19 protein-coding genes are annotated in these 23,782 nt (G+C 56.8%); 13 read left to right on the top strand and 6 right to left on the bottom strand.

The window, feature by feature from the left end; genetic code table 11:
• The first annotated feature begins 5 nt into the window (after window positions 1-5).
• The 8 genes from QWU00_RS07015 (at window position 6) to QWU00_RS06980 (ending at window position 11,315) form a co-directional block, all read left to right on the top strand.
• On the top strand, window positions 6-800 hold the full coding sequence (locus QWU00_RS07015; protein WP_231551738.1) for a TVP38/TMEM64 family protein: 795 nt from the start codon (window positions 6-8) through the stop codon (window positions 798-800).
• A 133-nt stretch (window positions 801-933) separates the two neighbouring features.
• Window positions 934-2,223, top strand: coding sequence for a multidrug effflux MFS transporter (locus QWU00_RS07010; RefSeq protein ID WP_035380665.1), 1,290 nt, complete (start codon window positions 934-936; stop codon window positions 2,221-2,223).
• Window positions 2,224-2,334: 111 nt separating this feature from the next.
• Entirely contained in the window at window positions 2,335-4,584 is a 2,250-nt protein-coding gene (locus QWU00_RS07005; RefSeq protein ID WP_035380663.1) for an ATP-binding protein, read from the top strand.
• 167 nt (window positions 4,585-4,751) lie between these two features.
• On the top strand, window positions 4,752-5,285 hold the full coding sequence (locus QWU00_RS07000) for an adenine phosphoribosyltransferase (RefSeq protein ID WP_035380661.1): 534 nt from the start codon (window positions 4,752-4,754) through the stop codon (window positions 5,283-5,285).
• Between the two features lie 138 nt (window positions 5,286-5,423).
• Entirely contained in the window at window positions 5,424-7,679 is a 2,256-nt protein-coding gene (locus QWU00_RS06995; RefSeq protein WP_035380658.1) for an FUSC family protein, read from the top strand.
• A gap of 206 nt (window positions 7,680-7,885) precedes the next feature.
• Window positions 7,886-8,878: a quinolinate synthase NadA gene (gene nadA, locus QWU00_RS06990; protein WP_052051389.1), complete on the top strand. Its 993-nt coding sequence runs from the start codon at window positions 7,886-7,888 to the stop codon at window positions 8,876-8,878.
• A gap of 32 nt (window positions 8,879-8,910) precedes the next feature.
• Window positions 8,911-9,768, top strand: a complete 858-nt coding sequence (nadC, locus tag QWU00_RS06985; RefSeq protein ID WP_035380726.1) for a carboxylating nicotinate-nucleotide diphosphorylase — start codon at window positions 8,911-8,913, stop codon at window positions 9,766-9,768.
• A 296-nt stretch (window positions 9,769-10,064) separates the two neighbouring features.
• Window positions 10,065-11,315, top strand: coding sequence for a glycerate kinase type-2 family protein (locus tag QWU00_RS06980; RefSeq protein WP_150395548.1), 1,251 nt, complete (start codon window positions 10,065-10,067; stop codon window positions 11,313-11,315).
• Between the two features lie 9 nt (window positions 11,316-11,324).
• Here QWU00_RS06980 and QWU00_RS06975 read toward each other — a convergent pair whose 3' ends face one another.
• The 5 genes from QWU00_RS06975 to QWU00_RS06955 form a co-directional block, all read right to left on the bottom strand.
• The gene (locus QWU00_RS06975; protein WP_231551750.1) at window positions 11,325-11,891 is read right to left on the bottom strand and encodes a uracil-DNA glycosylase family protein; all 567 of its coding nucleotides are present in this window, start codon (window positions 11,889-11,891) and stop codon (window positions 11,325-11,327) included.
• Between the two features lie 56 nt (window positions 11,892-11,947).
• On the bottom strand, window positions 11,948-12,691 hold the full coding sequence (locus QWU00_RS06970; RefSeq protein ID WP_035380654.1) for an NAD-dependent deacylase: 744 nt from the start codon (window positions 12,689-12,691) through the stop codon (window positions 11,948-11,950).
• A gap of 198 nt (window positions 12,692-12,889) precedes the next feature.
• Window positions 12,890-14,305, bottom strand: coding sequence for a c-type cytochrome (locus QWU00_RS06965; RefSeq protein WP_035380652.1), 1,416 nt, complete (start codon window positions 14,303-14,305; stop codon window positions 12,890-12,892).
• 56 nt (window positions 14,306-14,361) lie between these two features.
• On the bottom strand, window positions 14,362-16,590 hold the full coding sequence (locus QWU00_RS06960; protein ID WP_006559609.1) for a PQQ-dependent dehydrogenase, methanol/ethanol family: 2,229 nt from the start codon (window positions 16,588-16,590) through the stop codon (window positions 14,362-14,364).
• 226 nt (window positions 16,591-16,816) lie between these two features.
• Window positions 16,817-17,368 (bottom strand): 2'-5' RNA ligase family protein, encoded by a 552-nt coding sequence (locus QWU00_RS06955; protein ID WP_035380650.1) that lies wholly within the window; start codon window positions 17,366-17,368, stop codon window positions 16,817-16,819.
• Window positions 17,369-17,551: 183 nt separating this feature from the next.
• Here QWU00_RS06955 and QWU00_RS06950 point away from each other — a divergent pair, with 183 nt between their 5' ends.
• From QWU00_RS06950 to cyoD, 5 genes are all read left to right on the top strand, one after another.
• Window positions 17,552-18,328 (top strand): Bax inhibitor-1/YccA family protein, encoded by a 777-nt coding sequence (locus QWU00_RS06950; protein ID WP_006559607.1) that lies wholly within the window; start codon window positions 17,552-17,554, stop codon window positions 18,326-18,328.
• 618 nt (window positions 18,329-18,946) lie between these two features.
• Window positions 18,947-19,870, top strand: coding sequence for a ubiquinol oxidase subunit II (gene cyoA, locus QWU00_RS06945; protein WP_006559606.1), 924 nt, complete (start codon window positions 18,947-18,949; stop codon window positions 19,868-19,870).
• Window positions 19,871-19,875: 5 nt separating this feature from the next.
• Window positions 19,876-21,867: a cytochrome o ubiquinol oxidase subunit I gene (cyoB, locus tag QWU00_RS06940; protein WP_035380648.1), complete on the top strand. Its 1,992-nt coding sequence runs from the start codon at window positions 19,876-19,878 to the stop codon at window positions 21,865-21,867.
• A complete protein-coding gene (cyoC, locus tag QWU00_RS06935) occupies window positions 21,867-22,472 on the top strand; it encodes a cytochrome o ubiquinol oxidase subunit III (RefSeq protein WP_035380646.1) in 606 nt (201 codons plus the stop codon). Before cyoB ends, cyoC begins: the two co-directional genes overlap by 1 nt.
• A complete protein-coding gene (gene cyoD / locus QWU00_RS06930) occupies window positions 22,472-22,804 on the top strand; it encodes a cytochrome o ubiquinol oxidase subunit IV (RefSeq protein ID WP_006557382.1) in 333 nt (110 codons plus the stop codon). Before cyoC ends, cyoD begins: the two co-directional genes overlap by 1 nt.
• Before the next feature lie 543 nt (window positions 22,805-23,347).
• Here cyoD and fdxA read toward each other — a convergent pair.
• Complete coding sequence (gene fdxA / locus QWU00_RS06925) at window positions 23,348-23,680, bottom strand: ferredoxin FdxA (RefSeq protein ID WP_035380722.1); 333 nt, start codon at window positions 23,678-23,680, stop codon at window positions 23,348-23,350.
• Window positions 23,681-23,782 lie beyond the last annotated feature (102 nt).

The raw sequence follows: 23,782 nt of genomic DNA, 5'->3' as shown, positions 1-23,782 counted from the left end.
GCCTTTTGCGCGCTGTTGCATCAGATGCCAAGGATTTAGACTGTGCTTGCGGCCATGGGCAAGAAGATGGTACCGCCGCACGGATGGACCAGCCTGATCGCTCCACTTCCTCTTCGGCCTCCAGCTCTGCCGCGCGGTTTCTGCGACCCTTGCTGATGTTGGGGCTGTTGGTGGCGGGAGCGTTGCTTCTTCGCAACATACCTGCCCTGCGGCATATGCTGGATAGCACTGCCTTACTGCAGGACGGCGTGTGGGGGCGTATGGTGTTTGTGGGCGGAGCGTCCCTGTGGTGTGCCTTTGGCCTGCCCCGGCAGGTTGCGGGCTTTGCCGCCGGGCTTGCCTACGGCGTGGGAGAAGGCACGGTGATGATAACACTTGCTTCCACCCTTGGATGTGTGGCCGGATTCCTCTGGGCGCGCTGGGGCGGTCAGGCCTGGGCGCGCGCCAGACTGGGGGCGCGGTTTGCGCGGATGGACGCCATGCTCAGCCAGCAGCCATTTTTGAGCATTCTTACCTTACGGCTGCTTCCGGTTGGGTCTGCGTTACTGCTGAACCTTCTGGGGGGTGTTTCGGGCATGAAGCTTCTGCCTTTTGTGGCCGCTACGGTGCTGGGGGGGCTGCCGCAGAACCTTGTGGCAGTGCTGCTGGGGTCTGGCATCCGGGTTGACGCTGTGTGGCAAGGTGTGCTTGGCGGTGGGCTGTTTGGCGTTTCCGCCCTGTTTGGCATGTGGTTATGGCGCAAGGCCCGTATTGCACGGCTGATGCCTGATAAGCAGGACCCTTCGGAAGGGAACGCCTGAGGGCGTTTTTCCTGTCCGGTAAGGCGTCATCCAGCGTGACGCAGTTCTGTGTTTCGTTTTTCTGCCTGTTTCTTTTGGGCTGGTTCCTTTTCTTTCTTTCCATCCTTTTTGTTTGTTTTCTGGAGCGCCGCAGATGGCTTCTGCCTCCGTCTCGCGAGAATCTGTTTCCCAATCGGCTGTCTTTCCGCAGGGGGTGCCTGGCTGGGTGCCATTGCTGCTGGGGTTTCTGACAGCCGTCGGCCCGATCTCCACAGATATCTATCTGCCCGCTTTCCCGGCGATGGAGGATACCTTCCATACCGATGCCGGCAATGTGCAGATGACATTGTCCATCTGGTTTGTGGGGCTGGCCATCGGGCAGTTGAGTGTGGGACCTTTGTCTGACCGCTACGGCCGCCGTATGCCCATGCTGATTGGCAATCTGATCTATACGGTCGCATCTGCTGTGTGTGCCTTCGCGCCGGATATCCTGACATTCTCCATCGCGCGGTTTGTGGCCTCTCTTGGTGCGTCTGCCAGTCTGGTTATCCCCACGGCGTGCGTGCGGGATATGGTGCCAGACCGGAATGCAGGCGCCAAAATGCTCTCCCGGCTGGTGATGGTGATGGGTGTGGTGCCCATTCTTGCCCCCATGCTTGGGGGGCTGGTGGTTGCCGTGGCGTCCTGGCGGGTGATTTTCTGGGCCTCTGCTGCCTATGGGGCCATCTGCGTGCTGTGCGTTCTGTTCCTGCTGCCGGAAACGCTGCCGTTCCAGAAACGGGTTGCGCTCTCTCCCGTCACGCTGGTCACACGGTACCTCACGCTGTTGCGGGATCGGGGATTTACCTCCCATGCCATGGTGACGGGTTTTTCCACGTTCATGCAGTTCAGCTACCTGACGGCGGCGTCTTTCGTGTTCATCAAGATTTTCGGGTTCTCGCCGCTGCATTTTTCCATGCTGTTTGGCGTGTTTTCCGTGTTCATGATCGGCGCGTCCCAGGTGAACGGTATTCTGGTGGGGCGGATCGATTCGGCACGTCTGCTGCAAGGGGCCGTTATTGTTTCCCTGCTGGGGGGAGCCCTGCTGGTGGCGGTTGTGGCGTGGGGGAAATGGTATGCAGGCCCTGCATGGCGGCATGATCAGGTGTGGCTGATGATTGGGGCCATGCTGCTGACACTGGCCCCTACGGGCATTATTTTCCCTAACGCCATGATGGGCGCGTTGGCGGACCATCCCAGTCTTGCTGGTGCGGCTGCGGCGCTGGCGGGCACCATGCAGTATGTTATGGGCGCGTTGGCCGGGGCGCTGCTGGGTATGTTTCCAACCACATCCGCTCTTCCCATGGCGGGGTGCATGTTCTTTGGCACGGTCATGATGTTGTTTGTCTGTGCGCTGCGGCCCAAGGCTTCAGAGCCGCAATCACAGCAAAGCGGGGCAGGCTGACGCACTTTTTTCGCTTTGTGGACAGGCGTTATGCGGCTTAGGCGCTTGACGGATGGCGTCAGGCTTGCACAGTCCTGATTTTCCGCAGCGGAAGGGGAGCTTGTCGGTTCCATGGCACGGCATCCAGCAAGACGGGCCCATATTCTGGCACTTATCGGTGCTGGTCTGCTTATTGTAACGTTTGGTACAATGGGTATTGAACTGGGCAATGAAATGGCCCGCCATGGTGATCTGGACCGGCAGAGCACCGCCGCAGGCAGTTATCTGCGTAATTTACACCATACCACCAGTGAGGCGCGGATCTGTTATTATAGCTGGCTGGCCCGCAAGCAGGAGCAGGATGCGTCCTGTTACGCTCGCGCTATTACCCAGCTTGCAGCCGCCCGTAACGGGTATGAAGACTTCAAGGCTGTGCAGTTGAGGGAGGGTGCCGGCCGGGCAGACCCGTTGAATGCAGTGGCGCAGGAACTGCAACAGATTTCAGGCTGGAAGCCCGATGCGGCAGCCATGCCGCCCGAGGGCGAGCATGTTCTCACCACTCTGGATAATAACCTCTCTGTTCTCAGCCATGTCAGCACCATGGATCAGGCTGACCGCGTGGCGAATATGCTGCGGAATACAAGCTGGCAGCGCAGGCTCGGTCTGCTGGGTATTCTGACAGGGGTGCTCAGCCTGATTTCCGCAGGCTGGGTGCTGGACCGCTCATCCCTTGCGGCGGCCAGAGCGGAAGCGTCCTCACGTGATCTGGCGCTTCGGTTAAGAGCCACGCTGGATAGCCTTAGTCTGGGGGTGGCTGTTTTCGGCGCGGATGGTCGCTTGTGGCATTGGAATGAACAGCTTGGCACGGTGCTGGGGCTGGAGCCGGACCTCCTGAAATTCGGCCTGCCGTACGATACGCTGAGCGCTGCGCTGGTTGTGGGCGGTGCGCCCCTTCTGGAACCGTTTGATCACATTGAAGCCAGTTTATCCGTGGGTCAGCCGGTTCCACCTGTGATGGTGGAATGTAAGGGGATAAACGGGGCGGATCTGGAATTGTGCCGCACCCTGTTTTTTGCGCCGGATGGTGCGGCAGCCCGCCGTGGGTTTGTGCTGACAGCGGCGGATATCAGCATGCGCCTGCGCAGTGAGCGCGCCTTGGGGGAAGCCCAGAAATTGCGCGCGCTGGGGCAGCTTACGGCAGGCATCGCACATGACTTCAAAAATCTGCTGACGGTTATTCTGGGCAATCTTGAACTGGCGGCAGATCATGACCAACCAGACCATGTGGAGCAAAGGCAGGAATATCTTTCTGCCGCAACGCATGCCGGAAGACGGTCAGAGGCCCTGACGGGCCAGTTGCTGTCCTTCATGCGGCGGCAGAGCAGCACGCCCGATTCGCTCTCTCTGTCTGATCTCTTCTCCTTTCTTGGTGGGTTGCTTGGCCGCATCATCGGGCCGCGTATTGTGGTGGAATGCGGCAATGGGTCTGATATCTGGCCTGTCAGGGCAGATCCCGCCCAGCTTGAGAGCGCAGTGCTCAATCTGGCCATCAATGCGCGGGATGCCATGCCTACAGGTGGGCGGCTGCGGATTGTGGCCCGCAATGTGACGTTCTCTGTCAATGCCGATCTGATGAGCCTGCCCGTGGAAGACGGACGGAATCGTCGTGTTGTGTCAGACCCCACCCCTCTGCCTGCCGGAGATTGGGTGCGGCTGGACGTGATTGATAGTGGATGCGGCATGACGGACGAGGTGCTGCACCATCTGTTTGAGCCGTTCTTCACTACCAAGGAGGAAGGTGCTGGCACCGGCCTGGGGATGGCCATGGTTCTGGCCTTTTCCCAGCAGGTTAAAGGCCGGGTGGTTGTGGCAACAGGTGAGCGCCGCGGCACGGAGGTGTCTCTGTGGTTGCCGCGTGCCGTAGCGGTTGATGAGGTGACCGGGGTGCAGCAAACGCTTCTGCCGCGCGCCACGCCACCTGCGGTCAAACCACAGGTGCGGCCCATTCAGGTGCTTGTGGTGGAAGATGATGCCGCGATTCGGGATATTGTTGTCACCATTCTGGGCATGGCGGGCCACCGCGTGCTGGAGGCGGCGGATGGAGAACAGGCATTCGATGTTGCCGCCTCGGCCGAAGGTAAGCTGGACCTGCTGGTGACAGACCTGCAACTGCCCGGCCCACTGGATGGATTGACGCTCTCCCGCGTGCTGGCTGGCCGGTATGAGGATCTGGCCGTGGTTTATATGTCGGGCGACCTGACGCCAGACAGCCCAAGCCCTGCCGGGGCCGTGGAGGGCGCGCACCTTCTGGCCAAACCCTTCCGGCGGGACGGGCTGATGCGGGCTGTGACCTCCGCCCTGAGTGCGCGGGCCGGGGTCTGATTCGTCACGGTTCTCTCTTGCGGAAGGCGGGGGTGCGGGCTAGAGCGTGTGCCGGTTGCCATACAAGCCTTGATCAAAGGTGTGAGAGGCAGGATGAAACGGGCCGTCTGGCGGGCTGAGCAAGTAGCCCCGGCGTGCTGTACAAGCAGGAAGGAAGAGTACGGAACATGACGAAGCGCGAGGAGATTGATCTTAAGCGTTATATTCGGAATATTCCGGATTTTCCCAAACCCGGTATCCTGTTTTACGATATTTCCACCCTGATGCGGGAACCGGATGCATGGCAGATCGCCATGGGGCGTCTGGCGCGTCAGGTTGCTCCGTGGGAGCCGGATATGCTGGCTGCTGTGGAATCGCGCGGGTTTCTGACAGCCGCTCCGCTGGCGGATCGGCTTGGTTGCGGGCTTCTGATGCTGCGCAAACCGGGCAAGCTGCCGGGTGGCACCATTTCTCATACCTATGATCTGGAATATGGCAGCGATACGCTCCAGATTCAGGATGATGCCATCAAACCCGGCCAGCGCGTTGTGGTGATGGATGATCTGCTGGCAACCGGCGGCACACTGGCAGCCTCCATCACGCTGCTGCGCAAGGCTGGTGCGAATGTGGTCGGGGCTTCCCTGCTGGTGGAACTGACAGGTCTTGGTGGCCGCGACAAGCTGGACGTGCCGGTTAAAAGTCTGGTTACGTACGAAGAGTAATACTGCCTGCTTCGGTTTGTTCTTTCTGATCATGCAAGCAGAAAGAACATACGAGGTTTGAGTACTGTTTTTCCTTGCCATGATGTATGTGAAACTCATGGCAGGATTACAGACCTCTGATGGCTGGCGACTGGCTGCATGAGAAGTGCGGCGTTTTCACTCAGCCAGTTTTATCAGGCTCTTGCGGCAATGGTCCGGCAGACGCTTCTGGGCGGAGGGCCGCCCCGTAAGCTGGATCATCTGCGCTGGTTGATTGCGCCTGATCTTCTCTCCTTTGGATACGCCCTGCGTACCACCATTTCCGCACTTATAGCGTTGGGCATTGCCCTGTGGTGGGAACTGGGCAGCCCCCAATGGGCGGCGCTGACAGTCTGGATGGTGGCCCAGGGCACACGGGGCAAATCCATTGCCAAGGCCCGCTGGCACATGTTTGGCATGGTGGTGGGCACCATCTGCGCCGTGGTGCTGGTGGCCTGCATGCCGCAGGCGCCCCTGCTGTATATTCTGTGTCTGGCCGGTGGAATCGGCATTTTCTGTTTTATCGGAACCCTGCTGCCCGGCCCCGCCGCCATGACCAATTACCGTATTCATGGCATGCGGGCGTCCGGTTTTACCTACGCCATTATCGCGTTGGATGGGGTTCTGGCACCGGACCATATTTTTGAAATTGCCATGGCGCGTGCCACGTACATCACGCTTGGCATTGTGGTGGAAACCACCATCTCCTCCCTGTTCCAGTATCAGTTGGGCACGCGTGCCCGTAATCGGCTGGCGACCAATTTTGTTCAGGCCATGGGCGGAGCTTCGCGTGCCCTGGTGAACATGTTGCGCGGGGATCATAGCGCCATTACCCGCTCCCCCGATGTGCTGACCACCATTCTGACGCTGAGTGATCAGGTGGAATTTGCTGAGATTGAAATGGGCAAACATCAGCATGAGGGGGACCATGCCCGCGCTGCACTGGCGGCCATTACGGTGCTGATGTCTCGTGGCATGGAGCTTTCCGCTCTGCTGGCCGTGCCGGATAGTCAGGGCGTGCATTACAAACAGACAGCCGAGCAGGTCAGCCTCTTTCTGCAAGGGCTCCCCGGCAGGCTGGGGGACGATCAGCCCATAAAACCGGTGCTGGATGAACTGACCCTGCTGGATGCCACCTGCCGGGAGCTGGCGGCCACCAGTCTGCAAGAAGAAATGGTGGCTGCCACGCATCCCCCGGTTGATCTGCCGCAGGAACGCCGCCTCTCGCGGGAAGGGCAACTTTTACACAAGCTGGATGAACTGCTGGATGAACTGCGTCTCTCGCTGGAGCAGTTTGAAATGAGCCGCCACCCGCAGCCGCATGATCATTTCCGCTACGGTATGCGGACGTATCGTGACTGGCGTGTGGCGTTCACCAACAGCCTGCGGGCCTCAGTCACCATTTTCTGCTCGGGTTTGATCTGGATGACAACCGCGTGGCCGGATGGTCTGACCTTCATGATGTTTGTCTCCATTGTGTGCGCCCTGTTCTCCACGCTGGAGCAACCAGCCTTGGCCACGCAGGCGTTTCTGCACGGCACTGTGTGCGTGATTGGCATGTGCGGGCTGCTGGACCTTTGGGTCATGGCCCAACCCACCACATACGAGATGCTGGCCATGTGTCTGGCTATTCCCATGTTGGTGGGCGGGTTGGCGTTTGCCTATGCGCCACTGGTGCTGGCGGCTGTGGCATACAATCTGTTTCTGCCTATTCTGGTTGGTCCACTCAATCAGGGCCGCATGGACGAGGTCATGTATTTCAACACGGCTCTGCCGCTGTTGCTGGCCATGATGTTCGCCATGTGGATGTATCGTGTCTTCCTGCCGTTTGATCCTGATGGTCTGCGGTGGGATATGCGGCTGGATATTCTACGCTGGCTGCGCAGGCTTGCCGCATGGCGGTATCCGCCTTTGCCATCAGAGGTTGTGGGACGCGGCGTGGATAATTTTGTGCGCCTGTCATCCATGACGGGCGGCAAACGTTCCTACGTTCTGGAAAGCTACCTCAGCGGTGTGCTGTCCAGCATGACCATCGGGCTGAATGTGCTGCGCCTGCGCAGTATTCTGGCGCGTGGTGTGCTTCCCCCCGGCCCGCAGCGGGCGACGCAGGCCATGATGAACCGCATGCAGCGTTTTACAGGCCGTTATGGTGGCCAGTATGGTCGCACCTCCCGCGCTACCCATCTGGCGGTGCTCTATCTGGTGCAGCGTGAACAGGTGGAAACCAATCTGTCAGTGCGGGTGGAAATGCTACGGGCACTCGCCAGCCTGCGCGTGATTGAAACGGAACTGGCCCAGAACCGGGCATTCTTCGATGCTTCCTCCCCTTATCTGGACCCTGCCTTTCCGGAAAAAACAGTGCCTGCTTCTGCCTGATGCTCTGGCGCAATGGGCTTGGGCTTCACACATATGTGTCGCCCCCATGTGGGCTTGCCCCCTACAGGTCTTGGTGGAGAGGGGGTAGGGTCCGGCCTTTCAGCCTGCGGCTGTTTTCCTTATGGAAGCTGGCAGGGCTGGCTCTGAATGATTTGTTCCCGTAAAGACGTGCTTCGGCCTTCATCCCTACGGTTGGAAAAGACCATATGATCAGGTTCCCTGACTCCACGCTTTGGCAAGAACGGGCGGATGCCCTGTATGACCGCGTGCGCCACGTGGTTCCGGCAATGGAATGGCCTGCGTTTGCAGATGATATTGCGGCCATTCTGGAACTCAAGCAAAAACATAACGCCGTTATTCTGGCCCATAATTACCAGACCCCGGAAATCTTCCACTGTGTGGCGGATATCACGGGCGATTCCCTCGCTCTGGCGCGTAAGGCGCAGGAGGTTGAGGCGGATATCATGGTCATGGCCGGTGTGGCATTCATGGCGGAAACCTCCAAACTGCTGAACCCGTCCAAGACCGTTCTTCTTCCCTCGGCAGAGGCAGGATGTTCACTGGCGGAATCCATCACGGCGGCAGATGTGCGCCTGATGCGGCAGCGTTACCCCGGCGTGCCGGTTGTGACCTATGTGAACACGTCCGCTGCCGTGAAGGCGGAGAGTGATATCTGCTGCACGTCCGGCAACGCCCGACAGGTGATTGAAAGCCTGGGCGTGGACGAAGTGATCATGATCCCGGATGAGTTTCTGGCCCAGAATGTGGCGAACGAAACCGGCGTGAAGGTAATCACTTGGAAAGGCCATTGTGAGGTGCATGAGCGCTTCACACCCCAGGAAATTCGGGACTGGCGCAAAGCCTATCCGGATCTGGTGGTGCTGGCCCACCCGGAATGTCCGCCAGAAGTGGTGGCGGAGGCTGATTTTGCGGGCTCCACGGCGGGCATGTCAGACTTTGTGGCGTCCGGCAAAGCCGCGCGCGTGCTGCTGGTGACCGAGTGCTCCATGAGCGACAATCTGGCCGCTCTGCATCCGGATGTGGAACTGATCCGCCCCTGTAATCTCTGCCCGCACATGAAGCGTATTACGCTTGGCTCCATTCGTAAGGCGCTTAAAAATATGGAAGTAAAGGTGGAAGTGGAGGCTGATGTGGCCGACCGCGCCCGACTGGCGATTGAACGGATGCTGGCGGTATAAGAGACCTTTTTTACACGATGGATGACTGCCATATGCTGCCTTCCCTGCCCGATATCATGCTTGAACCGCTGGTGCGGGCGGGCCTTCTGGAAGATCTGGGGCGCGGGGGTGATCTGACCACCAATGCCGTAATCGGCCCGGAGGACAGGCTGCGCGTGGTAATGCGTAGCCGGGAAGACGGTGTGCTGGCCGGACTGGATCTGGCGCGGCTTTCCTTTCATCTCATTGATCCTTCCCTGAACTTCCAGCGCCTGAAGAAGGAAGGGGAAGCCTTGGCCGCCGGAGATGTTGTGGCGGTGGTGGAAGGCAGCGCCCGCGCCATCCTGACAGGCGAGCGTGTGGGGCTGAATTTTCTGTCTCACCTGAGCGGGATTGCCACCGCGACGGCCACTATTGTGCGCAGTATGGCTGGCACCAAAGCGCGTCTATGCTGCACGCGTAAAACGATGCCCGGCCTGCGGGCCATTCAGAAATATGCTGTGCGGGCCGGCGGTGGTGTCAGCCACCGTATGGGGCTGGATGATGCCATTCTGATCAAGGACAACCACATTGCACTGGTGGGCAGTGTGCAGGAGGCAGTCGCCCGTGCACGTGCGGCGGCAGGCCATATGGTGAAAATTGAGGTTGAGGTGGATACGCCAGAGCAGTTGCGTGCCCTGCTGGCAGGCGAGAAGGTGGATGCCGTTCTGCTGGATAATATGTCTCTGGCCGATCTGCGCACCTGTGTTGACATGATAGATGGCCGTCTGCTGGTGGAAGCGTCTGGCGGGATCACGCCCCAGACAGCACCAGCCATTGCCCAAACGGGGGTAGATCTGCTGTCTGTCGGGTGGTTGACTCACTCCGTCAAAGCCCTTGATTTCGGTCTGGATTTTGAAAAAATTCTTTAAGAGTCTCAGCGCCCTTTCTATTGCAGAAGAGTAAGGCCCTCTCTCCAGTGGTCACACAGCGCCTCACCGGGATGTGATGAGGGCACTCTGTAGCGCCTGACGCAATCCTGTTGTTTCCTGCGTTCACAAGACACCATGAAAAACACGGCGTTCGGCTGACCTGGGTTGGTCAGAGAAGAAAAACAACAAATGCCGGAAAAGGAGTGTTCCTGATGTGTCCTCAACCCACTTCATCTGTTTCGGCAAAGCCCGATTCATCATGGTCTGCGGCGCAGATCCGGGCTTTTTTGAGAGAGATGTTTGATGCGGCTGTCGCGAGTGCCAGTCCGTCTCGGGTATTGGCGCAGGCTCTGCCGGAAAAGCCAAAGGGGCGGTGCGTTGTGGTCGGGGCGGGCAAGGCTTCTGCCGCAATGGCAGCCGCGCTGGAAGAGGCATGGCCGGATGTTCCGCTGGGCGGCGTAGTAGTCACGCGTGATGAACATGCTGTGCCCACGCAGCATATTACCATTCTGGAAGCCTCTCATCCGGTGCCGGATGAGCGAAGTGAAGCGGCTGCCCGCGCTATCCTGAAAGCAGTGGAAGGGCTGAGCGCGGATGATCTGGTGATCGCCCTGATTTCAGGCGGAGGTTCTTCGCTGCTTGCCTTGCCAGCGGAAGGACTAAGTCTGGATGAAAAAAAGAAGATCGGGAAAGATCTGCTTCATTCAGGTGCGACCATTACGGAAATGAACACGGTGCGCCGCCACCTTTCCGGCATTAAGGGGGGGCGCTTGGCACAGGCGGCTTTTCCCGCACGGGTGGCGACTTTTGTGATCAGCGATGTGCCGGGTGATGATCCTGCCGTTATTGCCAGCGGCCCCACGGTGCCAGACAACACAACAGCGCTGGATGCCTTGCGGATTGTGCGCAAATACGATCTGGCCTTACCGGAAGCCGCACTTGCGCATCTCAAACATGAGGCCGACCGCACACACGGGCACACGCCTGATGTGGCGGAAGGCAACAGCGTGACGATGATCGCAACACCTTTTCTGGCGCTTCAGGCTGCGGCGGAGCGTGCCCGTCAGGCAGGCGTCACCCCGCTTGTTCTGGGGGATGCCTTGGAAGGGGAAAGCAGTGCGGCCGGTGTGGTGTTGGCAGGCATTGCGCGCTCCGTCAAAATGCATGGTGTGCCTGTGGCGGCTCCTGCTGTTCTGTTGAGCGGGGGAGAGATGACGGTCACCATCAGAAAAGGCGAAAAACCGGGCCGTGGTGGGCGCAATACGGAGTTTCTGCTGGCCTGCGCGCAGGCACTGGATGGCGAGCAGGGTATATGGGCTCTGGCAGGGGATAGTGACGGCATTGATGGCACAGAAGATGCCGCAGGTGCCATTGTGACACCCGATACGCTCTCACGCGGGAAAAAACGAGATCTTGATGCGCAGGATTTCCTTAAAAACCATGACAGCTACATCTATTTCAAGGAAATGGGAGATCTCGTCATAACCGGGCCAACGCTGACAAACGTGAATGACATTCGTATTCTGTTGGTGCTGCCAACGGAATAAAACACGGCTTTATCGGCCCAGTATCTTATCAACGCGGCGCCGGAGGGCAGGGATAACCCGATCCTGAAACTCCGGTGTTGCGCGTTCCCATGCCCCCGTGCGCCATGAGGGATGAGGAAGCGGAAAATAGTCAGGCAGATAATTCTCAAAATTCAGGGTGCGTTCGTAAACCTTTCCTTTTCCCAGTGTATAGTTTTGTGAATAGGAGCCTACCAGAAGGGTCATCTGGATATTGGGCAGGAAGGAAAGAATACGTTCTCGCCAGAGCGCCGCACATTCAGGCGGAGGCGGTCGGTCTCCTCCTTTGGGCAGAACGCCCGGATAGCATAATCCCATAGGGACAATGGCAATCTGGTCTTTATCGTAAAAAAGATCGCGGTCCATGTCCAGCCAGGACCGCAACCGCTCGCCTGAGGCATCATTGAACGGAATGCCCGTTTCATGCACGCGGGTGCCGGGGGCTTGTCCGGCAATCAGCAAACGGGCTTTTGGGGAAAAATTGATAACAGGTCTGGGCGCAAAGGGGAGTTTGCCAGCACAGGCCGTACAACTCCGCACGGTTTTGAGAAAACCCATGAGGTCTTCATCACTGATGGCAGAAGAGGAACAGGGGGGCGTAGTAAAGAGGGTTTTCATGGTGTGAGCAATCCACTCACGTAGCGCGGAACAACCTTGGTGGCCGGACCGTACAAGACTTCATCAAACTGGCCAGATGCGGCAGATGGCGCCAGATTCAGTTCAACAGTATGGGCGTGCGCGCCGGCCGCCTGCACAAAACCAGCGGCGGGCCATACCGTTGCAGACGTGCCGATGGCGATAAAAAGGGTGCAGCGAGCAAGCGCTTTTTCAATACGTTCCATGTGGTAAGGCATCTCGCCAAACCAGACCACATCCGGTCGTAAGGCTGCTGCGCTACAATGGGGGCAAGGCGTGGTTGGAAAACAGTCTGTTATCCACTGAAAACTCTGGTGGCATGCTGTACAGCGCACCCGTTCCAGCTCACCATGCATATGCACAAGGCTGCGACTGCCTGCGCGCTCATGCAAAGGGTCAATATTTTGCGTGATCAGCAGAAAGCGGTCATCTGCCTCATGCGGGATTTGGTTCCGTAACGCAGCTTCCAACATCGCCAGAGCCTTATGGGCTGCGTTGGGTTTAACAGTCTGCGCCTCCTTGCGTCGATGATTGTAAAAATCGTCCACAAGGGCAGGGTTTCTGGAAAATCCTTCAGGCGTGCAGACATCTTCAATGCTGTGTGACGCCCATAACCCGCCTTCATCCCGAAAGGTGGCAAGGCCGGATTCCTGACTGATGCCAGCGCCAGTCAGAATAACAATCCGTTCAGAAAGCAGGGAGGAGGGGAATGGAGCGGCCATATTTCAGCATATGTGATGCCGTGCTGCTTTGCACAAGGAGCGAAAAGTATGTGCTTGCTTGTGGTGCCAGAAGGGAGATGTGAAGCAGCTTTGTGGCGTGCTGAGGGGTAAGCATAAAAAACACCGCGCTGGTTGCCCAACGCGGTGTTTTTAGCAGGTCCTCGCTCTTTTAAAGGAGCGAGGAAGAAAAAGTCGCTCTTACTGAGCTTCGTCTTCACCCGTGTGGGTCTGCGGAGCAAAGGTCCAGCCTGCGCCGTAAGGCTGCGGATGGAAGACACCCCATGTAGCCGTGTCATTTCCACCGAAGCCCCATGAGTAGGTGGAGATCGGTGCATGATCAACGCGCAGCTTCTGAATGTCTGCTGCCGTAACGTTGGCCGGAGCCTTGTTACCCCAGGAGGTGCGGATGAAGTTGACCACGTCCGCAATCTGCTGGTCAGACAGAACATTCTTGTAGCCAGGCATGGCCACGGCAGAAGGGGCCCAGTTTGTGGGCGGCAGAACCGCACCGGCCACAATGATGTGGGCAACGGATGTCGGGTTTTCAGACACCACAACCGGGTTGCCAGCCAGCGGCGGGAACATACGGGCTACACCACCACCATCGTTACGGTGACAGATGGCGCACTGTTCAACATATTCCTTGGCACCCGGCATGCCGGAGGTGTTGTGGGAATCCAGAGCCTGAGCGGTGGAGGCATCATATTTGTAATCACCACGGGCCGGCGGTACCGGCGGCAGGGCTTTCAGATATTTTGCCATGGCGCGCAGATCACTGTCCGTAAAGTACTGCGTGCTCCAGCCCACCACGTCGGCCATGCCACCAAACACTGCGGAATGGTCAATACGGCCAGATTTCAGGAACTGGTAGATATCATCCTCAGACCAGCGGCCCAGACCCAGAACGGGATCATTGCGCAGGCTTGGGGCGATCCAGTTATCAATCGGGGCACCACCGCTCAGGAAGTCAGCACCGCCGGACGCATCAAGCGCTTTTTCCTGCATGCCAAAGCCGCGCGGGGTATGGCAGGCGCCGCAGTGACCGGGGCCTGTCACCAGATATTCGCCGCGAGCGATATCCGCATCCGTGCCCGGAGCCGGTGTGAAGTCCTTGGGTGCCGGTGCAAACACGGACCGCCAGATGGACAGCGGCCAGCGCATGGACAGCGGCCAGGAAATGCCAGCCGGTTTGTTGGGCTGGGCCACCGGCTTCACGCCGTGCATGAAGTAGGCATACAGCGCCTTCATGTCATCCTGCGTCATGCGGGCGAAGGACGGATACGGCATGGCCGGATACAGCGTGCTGCCGTCCTTGCGCACGCCATGGCGTACGGCTTCGTCAAATTCCTTGAACGTATAGGTCCCGATCCCGTGGGTGGGGTCAGGGGTGATGTTGGTGGAGTAGATGGTGCCAATGGGGGTCTGGATGGACAGACCGCCAGCATACACCTGACCGTGCAGCGCCGTATGACAGGCTACACAGTCCCCCAGGCGCGCAACATACGCGCCTTTTTTCACCAGTTCATCGTCAGCGCTTTGTGCATGCGCCAGAGAAGTGCCTGCCAGAAGCCCGACAGCGACCGCTCCCAGAGCGGCTTTTAGTCCTTTGATCATCGTTTTTACCACTGTGTCGCTTGTGTGCCGAATGACGTCATGACTGTGCCGGACCATTACGGCGTAATGCCGAGAGTCGGGTTTTCGGGAATGCCCTTGTCATTCTTGCGAGCATCCACTTCACGCTGATAGGTATCGTTCGCACGCTTGATGATGAACTGACGAATGTCTTCAATTTCATCAGGCTTCATGCTGGTGTCGAACCGATCCATCCCGTAAGCCGTCAGGGCACCGCGACCCACTACGTTGTAGAACGCATCCTGGTGGCGGATGGAACCAGACCAGCGCAGATCCGGCAGCACACCGGCACCTTCTGCGTTATCGCCATGGCAGGCGGCGCAATAGGTCTGGAACTGGAAGTAACCGTTATCGGTCACCTTGGTGTCATACTGCGCGGGCGGTTTGACGGGCAGAAAGCCTTTGTCATTCTGCGGAGGCAGTTCAGCTTTTCCATCCAGGGAGAAAGCAACAACGCGGGAGTGGTTGACTGTCCAGCCAGACGTACGGGCCAGACCGCCGAGGAAGAACGGATAGATACCGCCCCAGCCCACTTCTACAGCCACATACTGCTTGCCCTGCGCCTTGTAGGTGATGGGCGGAGCAATAATGCCGCTCTGTGCATCAAAGTGGAACAGGTCTGCGCCGTTGGTGGCGTCATAAGCGTGGAATTCGCCGTTTGCCAGACCCTGGAACAGCAGATCACCACCGGTAGCAAGGATACCGCCGTTCCACGGACCTTTGTGGTCAACAACCCAGGCAGCTTCCTGCTTCTTGGGGTCCCAGGCTACAATCCAGCCTTTCAGATCCTTCATGAATGCGGTGCGGGCTTCCGGGGTATCCGGCAGACCGGCCTTGTTCATGTCCAGACCGAGGTTCCAGGAATCAGGATGCGCTTTGAAGCCGCCAACCTGGTTTTTATACAGGAAGGGAACCTGCTGGGCCGGGATGTAAACCAGGCCTGTCTTGGGGCTGTAAGCCATGGCAGCAAAGTTATGGCCACCAAGGTCACCCGGAATGCCATACCATTCCTTGCCGTTGAGCGTGTACAGCGCATCCGGGTTATAGATCGGACGGCCCGTCTTGGGGTCCAGACCCTGTGCCCAGTTAACGTAAACGTAGTTCTTGCCGGACAGGAATTCACCCGTCTTGGCGTCCAGAATGTAGAAGAAGCCGTTCTTGGGCGCATGCACGATCACGTGGCGGTTTTCACCGTTGATCGGCATATCAAGTGTCATGATCTGCTGGACAGAGGTGTAATCCCACTGGTCCATCGGCGTTTCCTGGAAGTGCCAGACATATTCGCCGGTTTCAGGCTTGACCGCCACAATGCTGCCCAGGAACAGGTTATCACCAATTCCATCCGTGCGGTATTTGTAGTTCCACGGAGAACCGTTACCAACAGCCAGGTAAACCAGATCAGCCACCGGATCATACACGATGGAGTCCCAAACCGTGCCGCCGCCGCCCTGCTTCGTCCAGGCGCCGGTGGGGCTCCAGGTCTTGTAGGCTTTGTTCATCAGCACGTTGTCTGATGCAGCGTGGTCAGCTTCGTTTTTGTTGTTGGGAACGGTATAGAAGCGCCATTTCAGCTTGCCGGTTTCTGCATCAAAGGCAGACACAAAGCCACGGGCACCGAATTCAGAGCCACCATTGCCGATCAGCACCAGGCCTTTGGCAACGCGCACGGCACCGTCAACGGTGTAGGAGCGCTGCTGCCCGAGGGAGGCTTCCTTGGGAATGGTGTTGACTTCCCAGACCTTCTTGCCGGTCTTGGCGTCCAGAGCGACCAGGCGACCATCGAACGTGCCGAAGAACACCTTGCCGTTCCAGTAGCCTGCACCACGGTTAACCGTGTCACAGCAGCCTTTGTCAGCAATGTTGCCGGGAACGCGCGGATCATACTGCCACAGCAGCTTGCCGGTGGCTGCGTCCAGCGCTTTCATTTTGGACCAGTTGGTGGTGGCGTACATGACCCCATCCACAACCAGAGGAGTACCTTCCTGGCCGCGGTTGGTATCAAGATCAAAATACCAGGCCAGTTTCAGGTTACCCACGTTGGACTTGTTGATTTCGTCCAGCGGGCTGTAGCGCTGCTCGGTATAGGTCCGACCATAGCTCAGCCAGTTTTCAGGATGATCATCCGCGTGGATGATCGCTTCCCCGGTGTTGCCCAGGCTGTCAGCATGGGCGGGGAGAGCTGCCAGAGGCAGCGGTGCGGCGCAGATCGTTCCGGCCGCGAGAATTCCTAGCAGCGAACGTCTCTTGGCGGAGGCGGGGCGGGTCATGCGTTAGTGTCCTCGACTGGTATTAAGGTGAGGAAAAAAGACAATTAAAAGCCGGAAGACCGGTTTCCTACACTCAGCCAATGAGGCTCCGCGCTGTCAATCACGCCAGAGGAATAGCTGATGCCAGTCCATGCAATAATTTGCTGGCGTTACAGAGGGGTAGAGGCGGTACATCTTCTCACGGAAGAAGGTAATCATCGTGATCCGCACAATGTTATAACAAACATTATACAAATGATCCTGGTGGCGCGAAGAGATAATTTGCCTCTGGGGTGAACAGTGTTGTTTCTCTGTTTTTCCATGACCGGAAAAGGGTAATTTCCGAAATGGAAGACGTGGTGAAAACTGTCTGATGATGCAGTTGTATCCATGCGCTGACATCTTCTGGAGGGACGGCGGAGATGGTGGCCAGAGGAATGCTGAGAGGGGCACAAATGCGCGCATTTCTCACTCCCGCCCGTTTGGCGGCGGACAGGCTTTTCACGGAAAGGTGATCAAGAGACGGCGAACGAACTCTGAGTTCAAGCGTGATTCGGTCTCGCCGCGTAAAAACATCAAAGCCGTCGGGCACGAAGCTGGCGGGTTCCTTCAGGCGCAGCCCATGCAGGGCGTGGTCGAGTTCTTCCAGCGTGAGAGGCTGGGTCACCTCTCCAAGCGTGCACAGGGGAAGGAACAGGAAAGATGCGGGCTCCCAGCTCTTGTCCTGAAAATGGTTTTGCAAAGCCAGTAATGCGTCACGCAGATCGTCGGGAAGGGTGATGCCGATGGTCAGATACATGGAAAAACCTTGAGGTCTGCCTGGTAAAACAGGCGGAAAGGGAAGGCTGGAAAACTCGCTTGTGGAGCGTCCATTCAGGTGGATGCATCCTGAGAGAATATAAGGGCCTGACCCTTGACGCAGTGGCAGGGCAGCCACAAGTATAAAGCAAAGCCGGCTTGTCCGGACAAGGAGAGGAAAACAATGTCGTTCGGTCACGACTTTCGTTCACCTGCCGCAGCATCTGGGTGGAATGCTCAGGCTGGCGCACTGGATGCAGGCCTGCGGGCTTATATGCTGCGGGTCTATAACTGGATGGCATCCGGGCTGCTGCTGACGGCAATCGTCGCTTATGCAGTTGCCTTTACGGGCCTGCGTGGGCTGTTTTTCCAGTTAACCCCAACCCCCGGCGGTATGGCGCTGCACCCCACTCTGTTGGGTGGCGCGGCAATGATCGCTCCGTTGGGCTTTGTACTCGTGATGTCTTTTGGTGTGAACCGTCTGTCACGCCAGGGCGCGCAGGGACTGTTCTGGGCATTTTGCGCCACCATGGGGGCCAGTCTTTCCAGCATCTTCCTGGTTTACACGGGCGTTTCCGTTGTCCGTGTGTTTCTGGTGACAGCCTGCATGTTTGGCGCAACATCCCTATGGGGCTACACCACCAAGGCAAATCTGGCCAAATTCGGCTCTTTCTTGATGATGGGGCTGTTTGGACTGATTATCGCTGGTCTGGTAAATATCTTCCTTAAAAGCCCGGCAGTGTACTTTGTGTACAGTATTGTTGGCGTATTCATCTTCACCGCGTTCAGTGCGTTTGATGCACAGCGTATCCGGGTTACTTATCCGCAGTATGCTGCTTACGAAGGGCCGGATGAAGCTGCCAAGCGCAGTGTCTATGATGCCCTGAGCCTTTACCTGAACTTCATCAACCTGTTTCAGTTTCTGTTGCAGTTCATGGGTGTCAGAAACACCAACGACTAAGAAGTCGCTACCTCTCTTCTGTTCATCCCAGAAGAGAGGAGTCTGTGTCTTCCAGAAGAGCCCGGCCTAATAAGGCCGGGCTTTTTTGCTGAGTCAGCTATGCGATGAACGAAAAGGACCATAATAGTCCGAAATAAGTTCAAAATAAGACTTATACTAAGCACGATGAAGTGAGTAACGCGCGCGTGATAATTCAGAAGCGCAATTATACTATTGAAAAACATAAATAAATTTAGAGTCCGCAAAAATACTGAAACAATTTGAAATAAATTGTGATATCTTGTGACTCTTTAAAATCAGCGAAATAACACGGTGAGGAAACATTCCTTGGGCAATGGCCTCAGTGTGATGAAGGGCTGATGGAACTTTTCAGACATTGAGAATCTGGCCTTTAGGAATAAAGTAGCGCTCAGGGCGTTTCTGCTGCCTGTGGGAGTTCTGCGCTGCCCGGCATGAAGGCTGTTTCAACCGGTTGGTGAAACTGCCTGCATGTCGGCCTTGTGGTGTGTGAGTTCTGCGGGGCCGGAACGTAGTTTCTTGCTGTTGTCCGGCTTCTATGGCAGCAGGAGCAGAGAGTCTTTGTGAGGCTAAGTTGATGTCAGAACCAAGAGGCGTGCGATGAAAAACAAGTTACTGGCGAGAATGGCGCGATTAGGCGGCCTATCGTCAGCGTTGCTGCTTGCCGGGTGTGAATTGGATGTTCTAGACCCGAAAGGCCCGGTTGGTGAGGGTGTGAAATCACTCATCCTTACCTCAACAGTCGCGATGCTGATTGTGGTGGTCCCGACCATCATTCTGTCTCTGGTCTTTGCCTGGCAGTATCGCCAGTCCAACACCAGCGCGGAATATCTTCCCAAATGGTGTCACTCCAACAAGATCGAACTGGTTATCTGGGGCGTTCCCACGCTGATCATTATCTTTCTTGCCGTGATCACCTACCAGACCTGTCATTCCCTTGATCCGTACAAGCCGCTGGAAGCTGAAGCGACCACCAAGCCGCTGCACGTTGAGGTTGTGGCTCTGGACTGGAAATGGCTGTTCATCTACCCCGAACAGGGTATTGCCACCGTTAACCAGCTGGCCATTCCGGTTAACACGCCCATCGATTTCGTGATTACCTCTGATTCCGTGATGAACTCTTTCTTCATCCCGCGTCTTGGTTCCATGATTTACGCCATGGCGGGCATGCAGACCCAGCTTCACCTGCTGGCCAGCGAACCGGGTGATTACCTGGGTGAATCCGCCAACTACAGTGGCCGTGGTTTTTCTGACATGAAATTCCGTACGCTGGCTGTAAGCGGTGATGAATTCAACGCATGGGTTGATAAAGTTAAATCTTCGTCCGAGCAGCTTGATAGCCAGACCTATCCGAAGCTGGCTGCGCCGAGCGAAGCTAATCCTGTCGAATATTTCGCGCACGTTGAACCCGGAATGTTCAACACGATCGTAGCCAAGTACAATAACGGCATGGTCATGGACAAAAACACCGGACAGATGATCCAGGTGCAGTCCGCGATGTCCGACATGAATATGAAGGAATAGGATCTATGCTAGGGAGACTATCGTTATCGGCCATCCCGTTGGATGTTCCGATCCTTGTAGGCACGTTCTTGGGCGTTGCCATTGTCGGTCTCGCGGTTCTGGGGCTGATCACCTATTACGGGAAGTGGGGCTATCTCTGGAAAGAGTGGTTTACTTCTGTTGATCACAAGCGTCTGGCGGTGATGTACATCATCCTGGCGCTCGTTGCTCTGTTCCGCGGTTTTGCGGACGCTATCATGATGCGTACCCAGCTGGCCCTGGCCTATGCTGGTAACCCAGGCTACTTGCCGCCACACCATTACGATCAGATCTTCTCCGCTCACGGAACGATCATGATCTTCTTCCTGGCGATGGCGTTCATGACCGGTCTGTTCAACTTCGTTGTGCCGCTTCAGATCGGCGCTCGCGACGTTGCCTTTCCGTTCCTGAACAACCTGAGCTTCTGGATGACGGCCATTGCGTTTATTCTGGTGAACGTTTCCCTGTTCATCGGTGAATTCTCGCAGTGTGGCTGGCTAGCCTACCCGCCGCTGTCTGAAACTCAGTTCAGCCCTGGCGTCGGTGTAGACTATTATATCTGGGCCATTCAGCTTTCGGGTGTTGGCACCCTGCTGACAGGTGTGAACTTCTTCGTGACGATCGTGAAGATGCGCGCTCCTGGCATGACCTGGATGAAAATGCCGGTTTTCACCTGGACCGCTTTCTGTGCTTCCATCCTGATCATGGTTTCCTTCCCTGTGCTGACGGTTGCCGTTGCGCTGCTGGGTCTGGACCGTTACTTCGGCATGCACTTCTTCACCAATGATGGTGGTGGTAATCAGATGATGTACCTCAACCTGATCTGGGCATGGGGTCATCCGGAAGTTTATATTCTTGTTATTCCCGCCTTCGGCGTGTTCTCTGAAGTTGTTCCTGCATTCTCCCAGAAGCCGCTGTTCGGCTATGGCACCATGGTCTACGCAACCTGCGCGATCATGATCCTGTCCTTCTTGGTGTGGGTGCATCACTTCTTCACAATGGGCGCTGGTCCGGACGTGAACGCCTTCTTCGGCATTGCAACCATGGTGATTTCCATCCCCACGGGTGTGAAGCTGTTTAACTGGATGTTCACCATGTATAAGGGCCGCATCCAGTTCCATGCCTGCATGTACTGGGCCGTTGGCTTCATGGTGACCTTCACCATCGGTGGTATGACCGGTGTGATGATGGCCATTCCGGGCGCTGACTTCGTTCTGCATAACTCCCTGTTCCTGATTGCTCACTTCCATAACGTGATTATCGGTGGTGTGTATTTCGGTTACATCTGTGGCATGAACTTCTGGTTCCCGAAGGTTATGGGCTTCAAGCTGAACGAAAGCTGGGGCATCCGTGCTTTCTGGTTCTGGTTCGTTGGCTTCTACTTCGCGTTCGTTCCGCTGTATGTTGTTGGTTTCCAGGGCATGACCCGTCGTCTGAACCACTACGACAACCCGGCCTGGCACCCCTGGCTGCTGGTTGCTGAAGTGGGTGCGGTGCTGATCCTGTTCGGTATCGTCTGTCAGCTGACGCAGCTTTATGTTTCCATCCGTGACCGCAACCTGCCGCAGAACCGTGACGTAACGGGTGATCCGTGGAACGCACGTTCTCTCGAATGGTCCACGTCTTCTCCGCCGCCGGTGTACAACTTTGCTCTGGTTCCCCACGTGCATGAGCTCGACGCTTTCATGCATGACAAGGAAAACGGCATTGATACCCGTCGTGCAGGTGGCCCTTATGAAGCAATCCATATGCCGAAAAACACGGCAGCTGGTTTCCTCGTGGGTGCTTTCAGCCTGGTCCTTGGTTTTGCCGCTGTCTGGTACATCTGGTGGCTGGCTGCTATTGGTCTGATTGGTGTGATCGGGACGGTTATTGCCCGTAGTGCCAACAAGGATATCGATTTCTATATCCCTGCTGAAGAAGTTGCCCGGATCGAGAACGAGCATTCCCGTAAACTGATGGCACAGGCAGCTGAGTAATGGCGCACGATACAACTGTTCCGACCTCGGGCCACGACGAGCATCACCACGAATCTCCGGTGGTGTTCGGGTTCTGGGTCTACCTGATGACGGACTGCATTATCTTCGGCTCTCTGTTTGCCGCGTTTGCAGTCCTGCGTAACCAGTTCAATGGCGGTCCTAGCGGCCATGAACTTTTCGAACTGAGCGGACTTGGGCTGGAAACAGCCCTTCTGCTGGTCTCTTCCATCACTTATGGGTTTGGCATGATTGCCGCCCATAAGAATGAGATCAGCAAAGTCATCATGTGGCTGGGTGTGACCTTTCTGCTGGGCCTTGGCTTTGTCGGGCTGGAAGTGAACGAATTCGCTCACATGATTCATGAAGGTGCAGGGCCGGATCGCAGTGCGTTCCTGTCTGCCTTCTTCACGCTGGTGTCGACCCACGGTCTGCATGTGACCTGTGGTCTGATCTGGATTGTTACCCTGATCGTTCAGCTGATGGGTACAACCGAGATCCCGGAACGCATGATGAACAAGCTCACCTGTCTGAGCCTGTTCTGGCACTTTCTGGATATCGTCTGGATCTGCGTCTTCACCTATGTCTATCTGGCGAGCATGATCTGATGAGCGATCTTCACACAACCTCCTCTGGTGAGAGCCACGGTAGCGTATCGTCTTACATTATCGGGTTTGTTCTTGCCGTTATCCTGACGGTTCTGGCTTTTGCAGTTGTTGCAACGCATAGCCTGTCCCCGTCTGGTACTGTGCTGGCAATTTCTGCTCTGGCTCTGGTTCAGGTGCTGGTTCACCTGCACTACTTCCTCCACATGGGTGGTGGGTCCGAGCAGCGCTGGAACAACATCTGCTTTGTGTTCACGGTTGGATTTGTTGCCATCTTCATCATTGGCACCCTGTTCATCATGAACAACACAGCTCTGCACATGATGTCCCGCTAATACGGGGTTTGCTCCGGCCGGTTTCTGGTTGGAGCTCATGTGAAAAAGGCCGCGGGAGCAATTCCGCGGCCTTTTTTGTGTGTTGGGGAATGGGGCTTGGGGCTTGAAGTGATGTCTTATAAGGAACGGTTTTCGTGCCGGGCACTAGCCGGTCAGGCGGGCGTATTTATATCAACGGTTACAGTGTTTGGCCTATGAAGCTACCTGAAGCCGCGACCATGCTCTCATAGTTGGTGCAATCCAGGGTGGAAGTCGTATCGCTCAAATCTCATAATTATTGGTATTGTTTACTCCCCAGCGACCTCTCTTCTTTTCTATAAGACGGGGGTGCGTCCGCTAATACTTTTGCCCGCTGATGGCTCATGCAGAAAAGGAGAGGGGGAGCTTAGCTTGCAACGGGCAGCTTTGTTTCTCCCGCGTCGAACATCTATGGGTGCTGTTTGTGGGACAGAAGGCCAGTGGGCATAAAAAAACGGCGGGGACTGCCGGGAAAGGCAGCGCGCCACGCCGTTTTAGACTGTAGAAAATGAAAAGGCTTGAAGATCAGCCTTTCTGCGGTTCCGGAGAGAGCAGGTCGGCTTTACCGGGTTTGTCTTTCCACTCTTCCGCATCAGCAGGGGGAGTACCCTTGCGGGTGATGTTCGGCCATTGGGTGGCGTATTTTGCGTTGAGTTCCGCCCATGCTGTCGCACGATCATCGCTATCGGGGAAAATTGCTTCGGCGGGGCATTCAGGCTCGCACACGCCGCAGTCAATGCATTCGTCTGGGTTGATTACCAGAAAGTTTTCACCGGCGTAGAAGCAGTCAACAGGGCAGACTTCCACACAGTCCATGAATTTGCAGCGGATGCAGTTTTCAGTGACCACGTAGGTCATTGCCATCTCCGAAATTATCTGGGGGCCGGATCAAGTCGGGCCAAGGTAAGATGGCACGTACCATATCGGCCCATACCACCAACGATGGCGCATGATATGAGG

The organism is Acetobacter tropicalis, assembly GCF_030644465.1.
Taxonomy (GTDB): Bacteria; Pseudomonadota; Alphaproteobacteria; order Acetobacterales; family Acetobacteraceae; genus Acetobacter; species Acetobacter tropicalis.
This window is presented reverse-complemented; position numbering and strand designations above follow the sequence as displayed.

Coding starts and splice junctions, on each gene's coding strand:
- QWU00_RS07010 (WP_035380665.1), top strand. CDS start 934: ATGGCTTCTGCCTCCGTCTCGCGAGAATCTGTTTCCCAATCGGCTGTC.
- QWU00_RS07005 (WP_035380663.1), top strand. CDS start 2,335: ATGGCACGGCATCCAGCAAGACGGGCCCATATTCTGGCACTTATCGGT.
- QWU00_RS07000 (WP_035380661.1), top strand. CDS start 4,752: ATGACGAAGCGCGAGGAGATTGATCTTAAGCGTTATATTCGGAATATT.
- QWU00_RS06995 (WP_035380658.1), top strand. CDS start 5,424: ATGAGAAGTGCGGCGTTTTCACTCAGCCAGTTTTATCAGGCTCTTGCG.
- nadA (WP_052051389.1), top strand. CDS start 7,886: ATGATCAGGTTCCCTGACTCCACGCTTTGGCAAGAACGGGCGGATGCC.
- nadC (WP_035380726.1), top strand. CDS start 8,911: ATGCTGCCTTCCCTGCCCGATATCATGCTTGAACCGCTGGTGCGGGCG.
- QWU00_RS06980 (WP_150395548.1), top strand. CDS start 10,065: ATGTTTGATGCGGCTGTCGCGAGTGCCAGTCCGTCTCGGGTATTGGCG.
- QWU00_RS06975 (WP_231551750.1), bottom strand. CDS start 11,891: ATGGGTTTTCTCAAAACCGTGCGGAGTTGTACGGCCTGTGCTGGCAAA.
- QWU00_RS06970 (WP_035380654.1), bottom strand. CDS start 12,691: ATGGCCGCTCCATTCCCCTCCTCCCTGCTTTCTGAACGGATTGTTATT.
- QWU00_RS06965 (WP_035380652.1), bottom strand. CDS start 14,305: ATGATCAAAGGACTAAAAGCCGCTCTGGGAGCGGTCGCTGTCGGGCTT.
- QWU00_RS06960 (WP_006559609.1), bottom strand. CDS start 16,590: ATGACCCGCCCCGCCTCCGCCAAGAGACGTTCGCTGCTAGGAATTCTC.
- QWU00_RS06955 (WP_035380650.1), bottom strand. CDS start 17,368: ATGTATCTGACCATCGGCATCACCCTTCCCGACGATCTGCGTGACGCA.
- QWU00_RS06950 (WP_006559607.1), top strand. CDS start 17,552: ATGTCGTTCGGTCACGACTTTCGTTCACCTGCCGCAGCATCTGGGTGG.
- cyoA (WP_006559606.1), top strand. CDS start 18,947: ATGAAAAACAAGTTACTGGCGAGAATGGCGCGATTAGGCGGCCTATCG.
- cyoB (WP_035380648.1), top strand. CDS start 19,876: ATGCTAGGGAGACTATCGTTATCGGCCATCCCGTTGGATGTTCCGATC.
- cyoC (WP_035380646.1), top strand. CDS start 21,867: ATGGCGCACGATACAACTGTTCCGACCTCGGGCCACGACGAGCATCAC.
- cyoD (WP_006557382.1), top strand. CDS start 22,472: ATGAGCGATCTTCACACAACCTCCTCTGGTGAGAGCCACGGTAGCGTA.
- fdxA (WP_035380722.1), bottom strand. CDS start 23,680: ATGACCTACGTGGTCACTGAAAACTGCATCCGCTGCAAATTCATGGAC.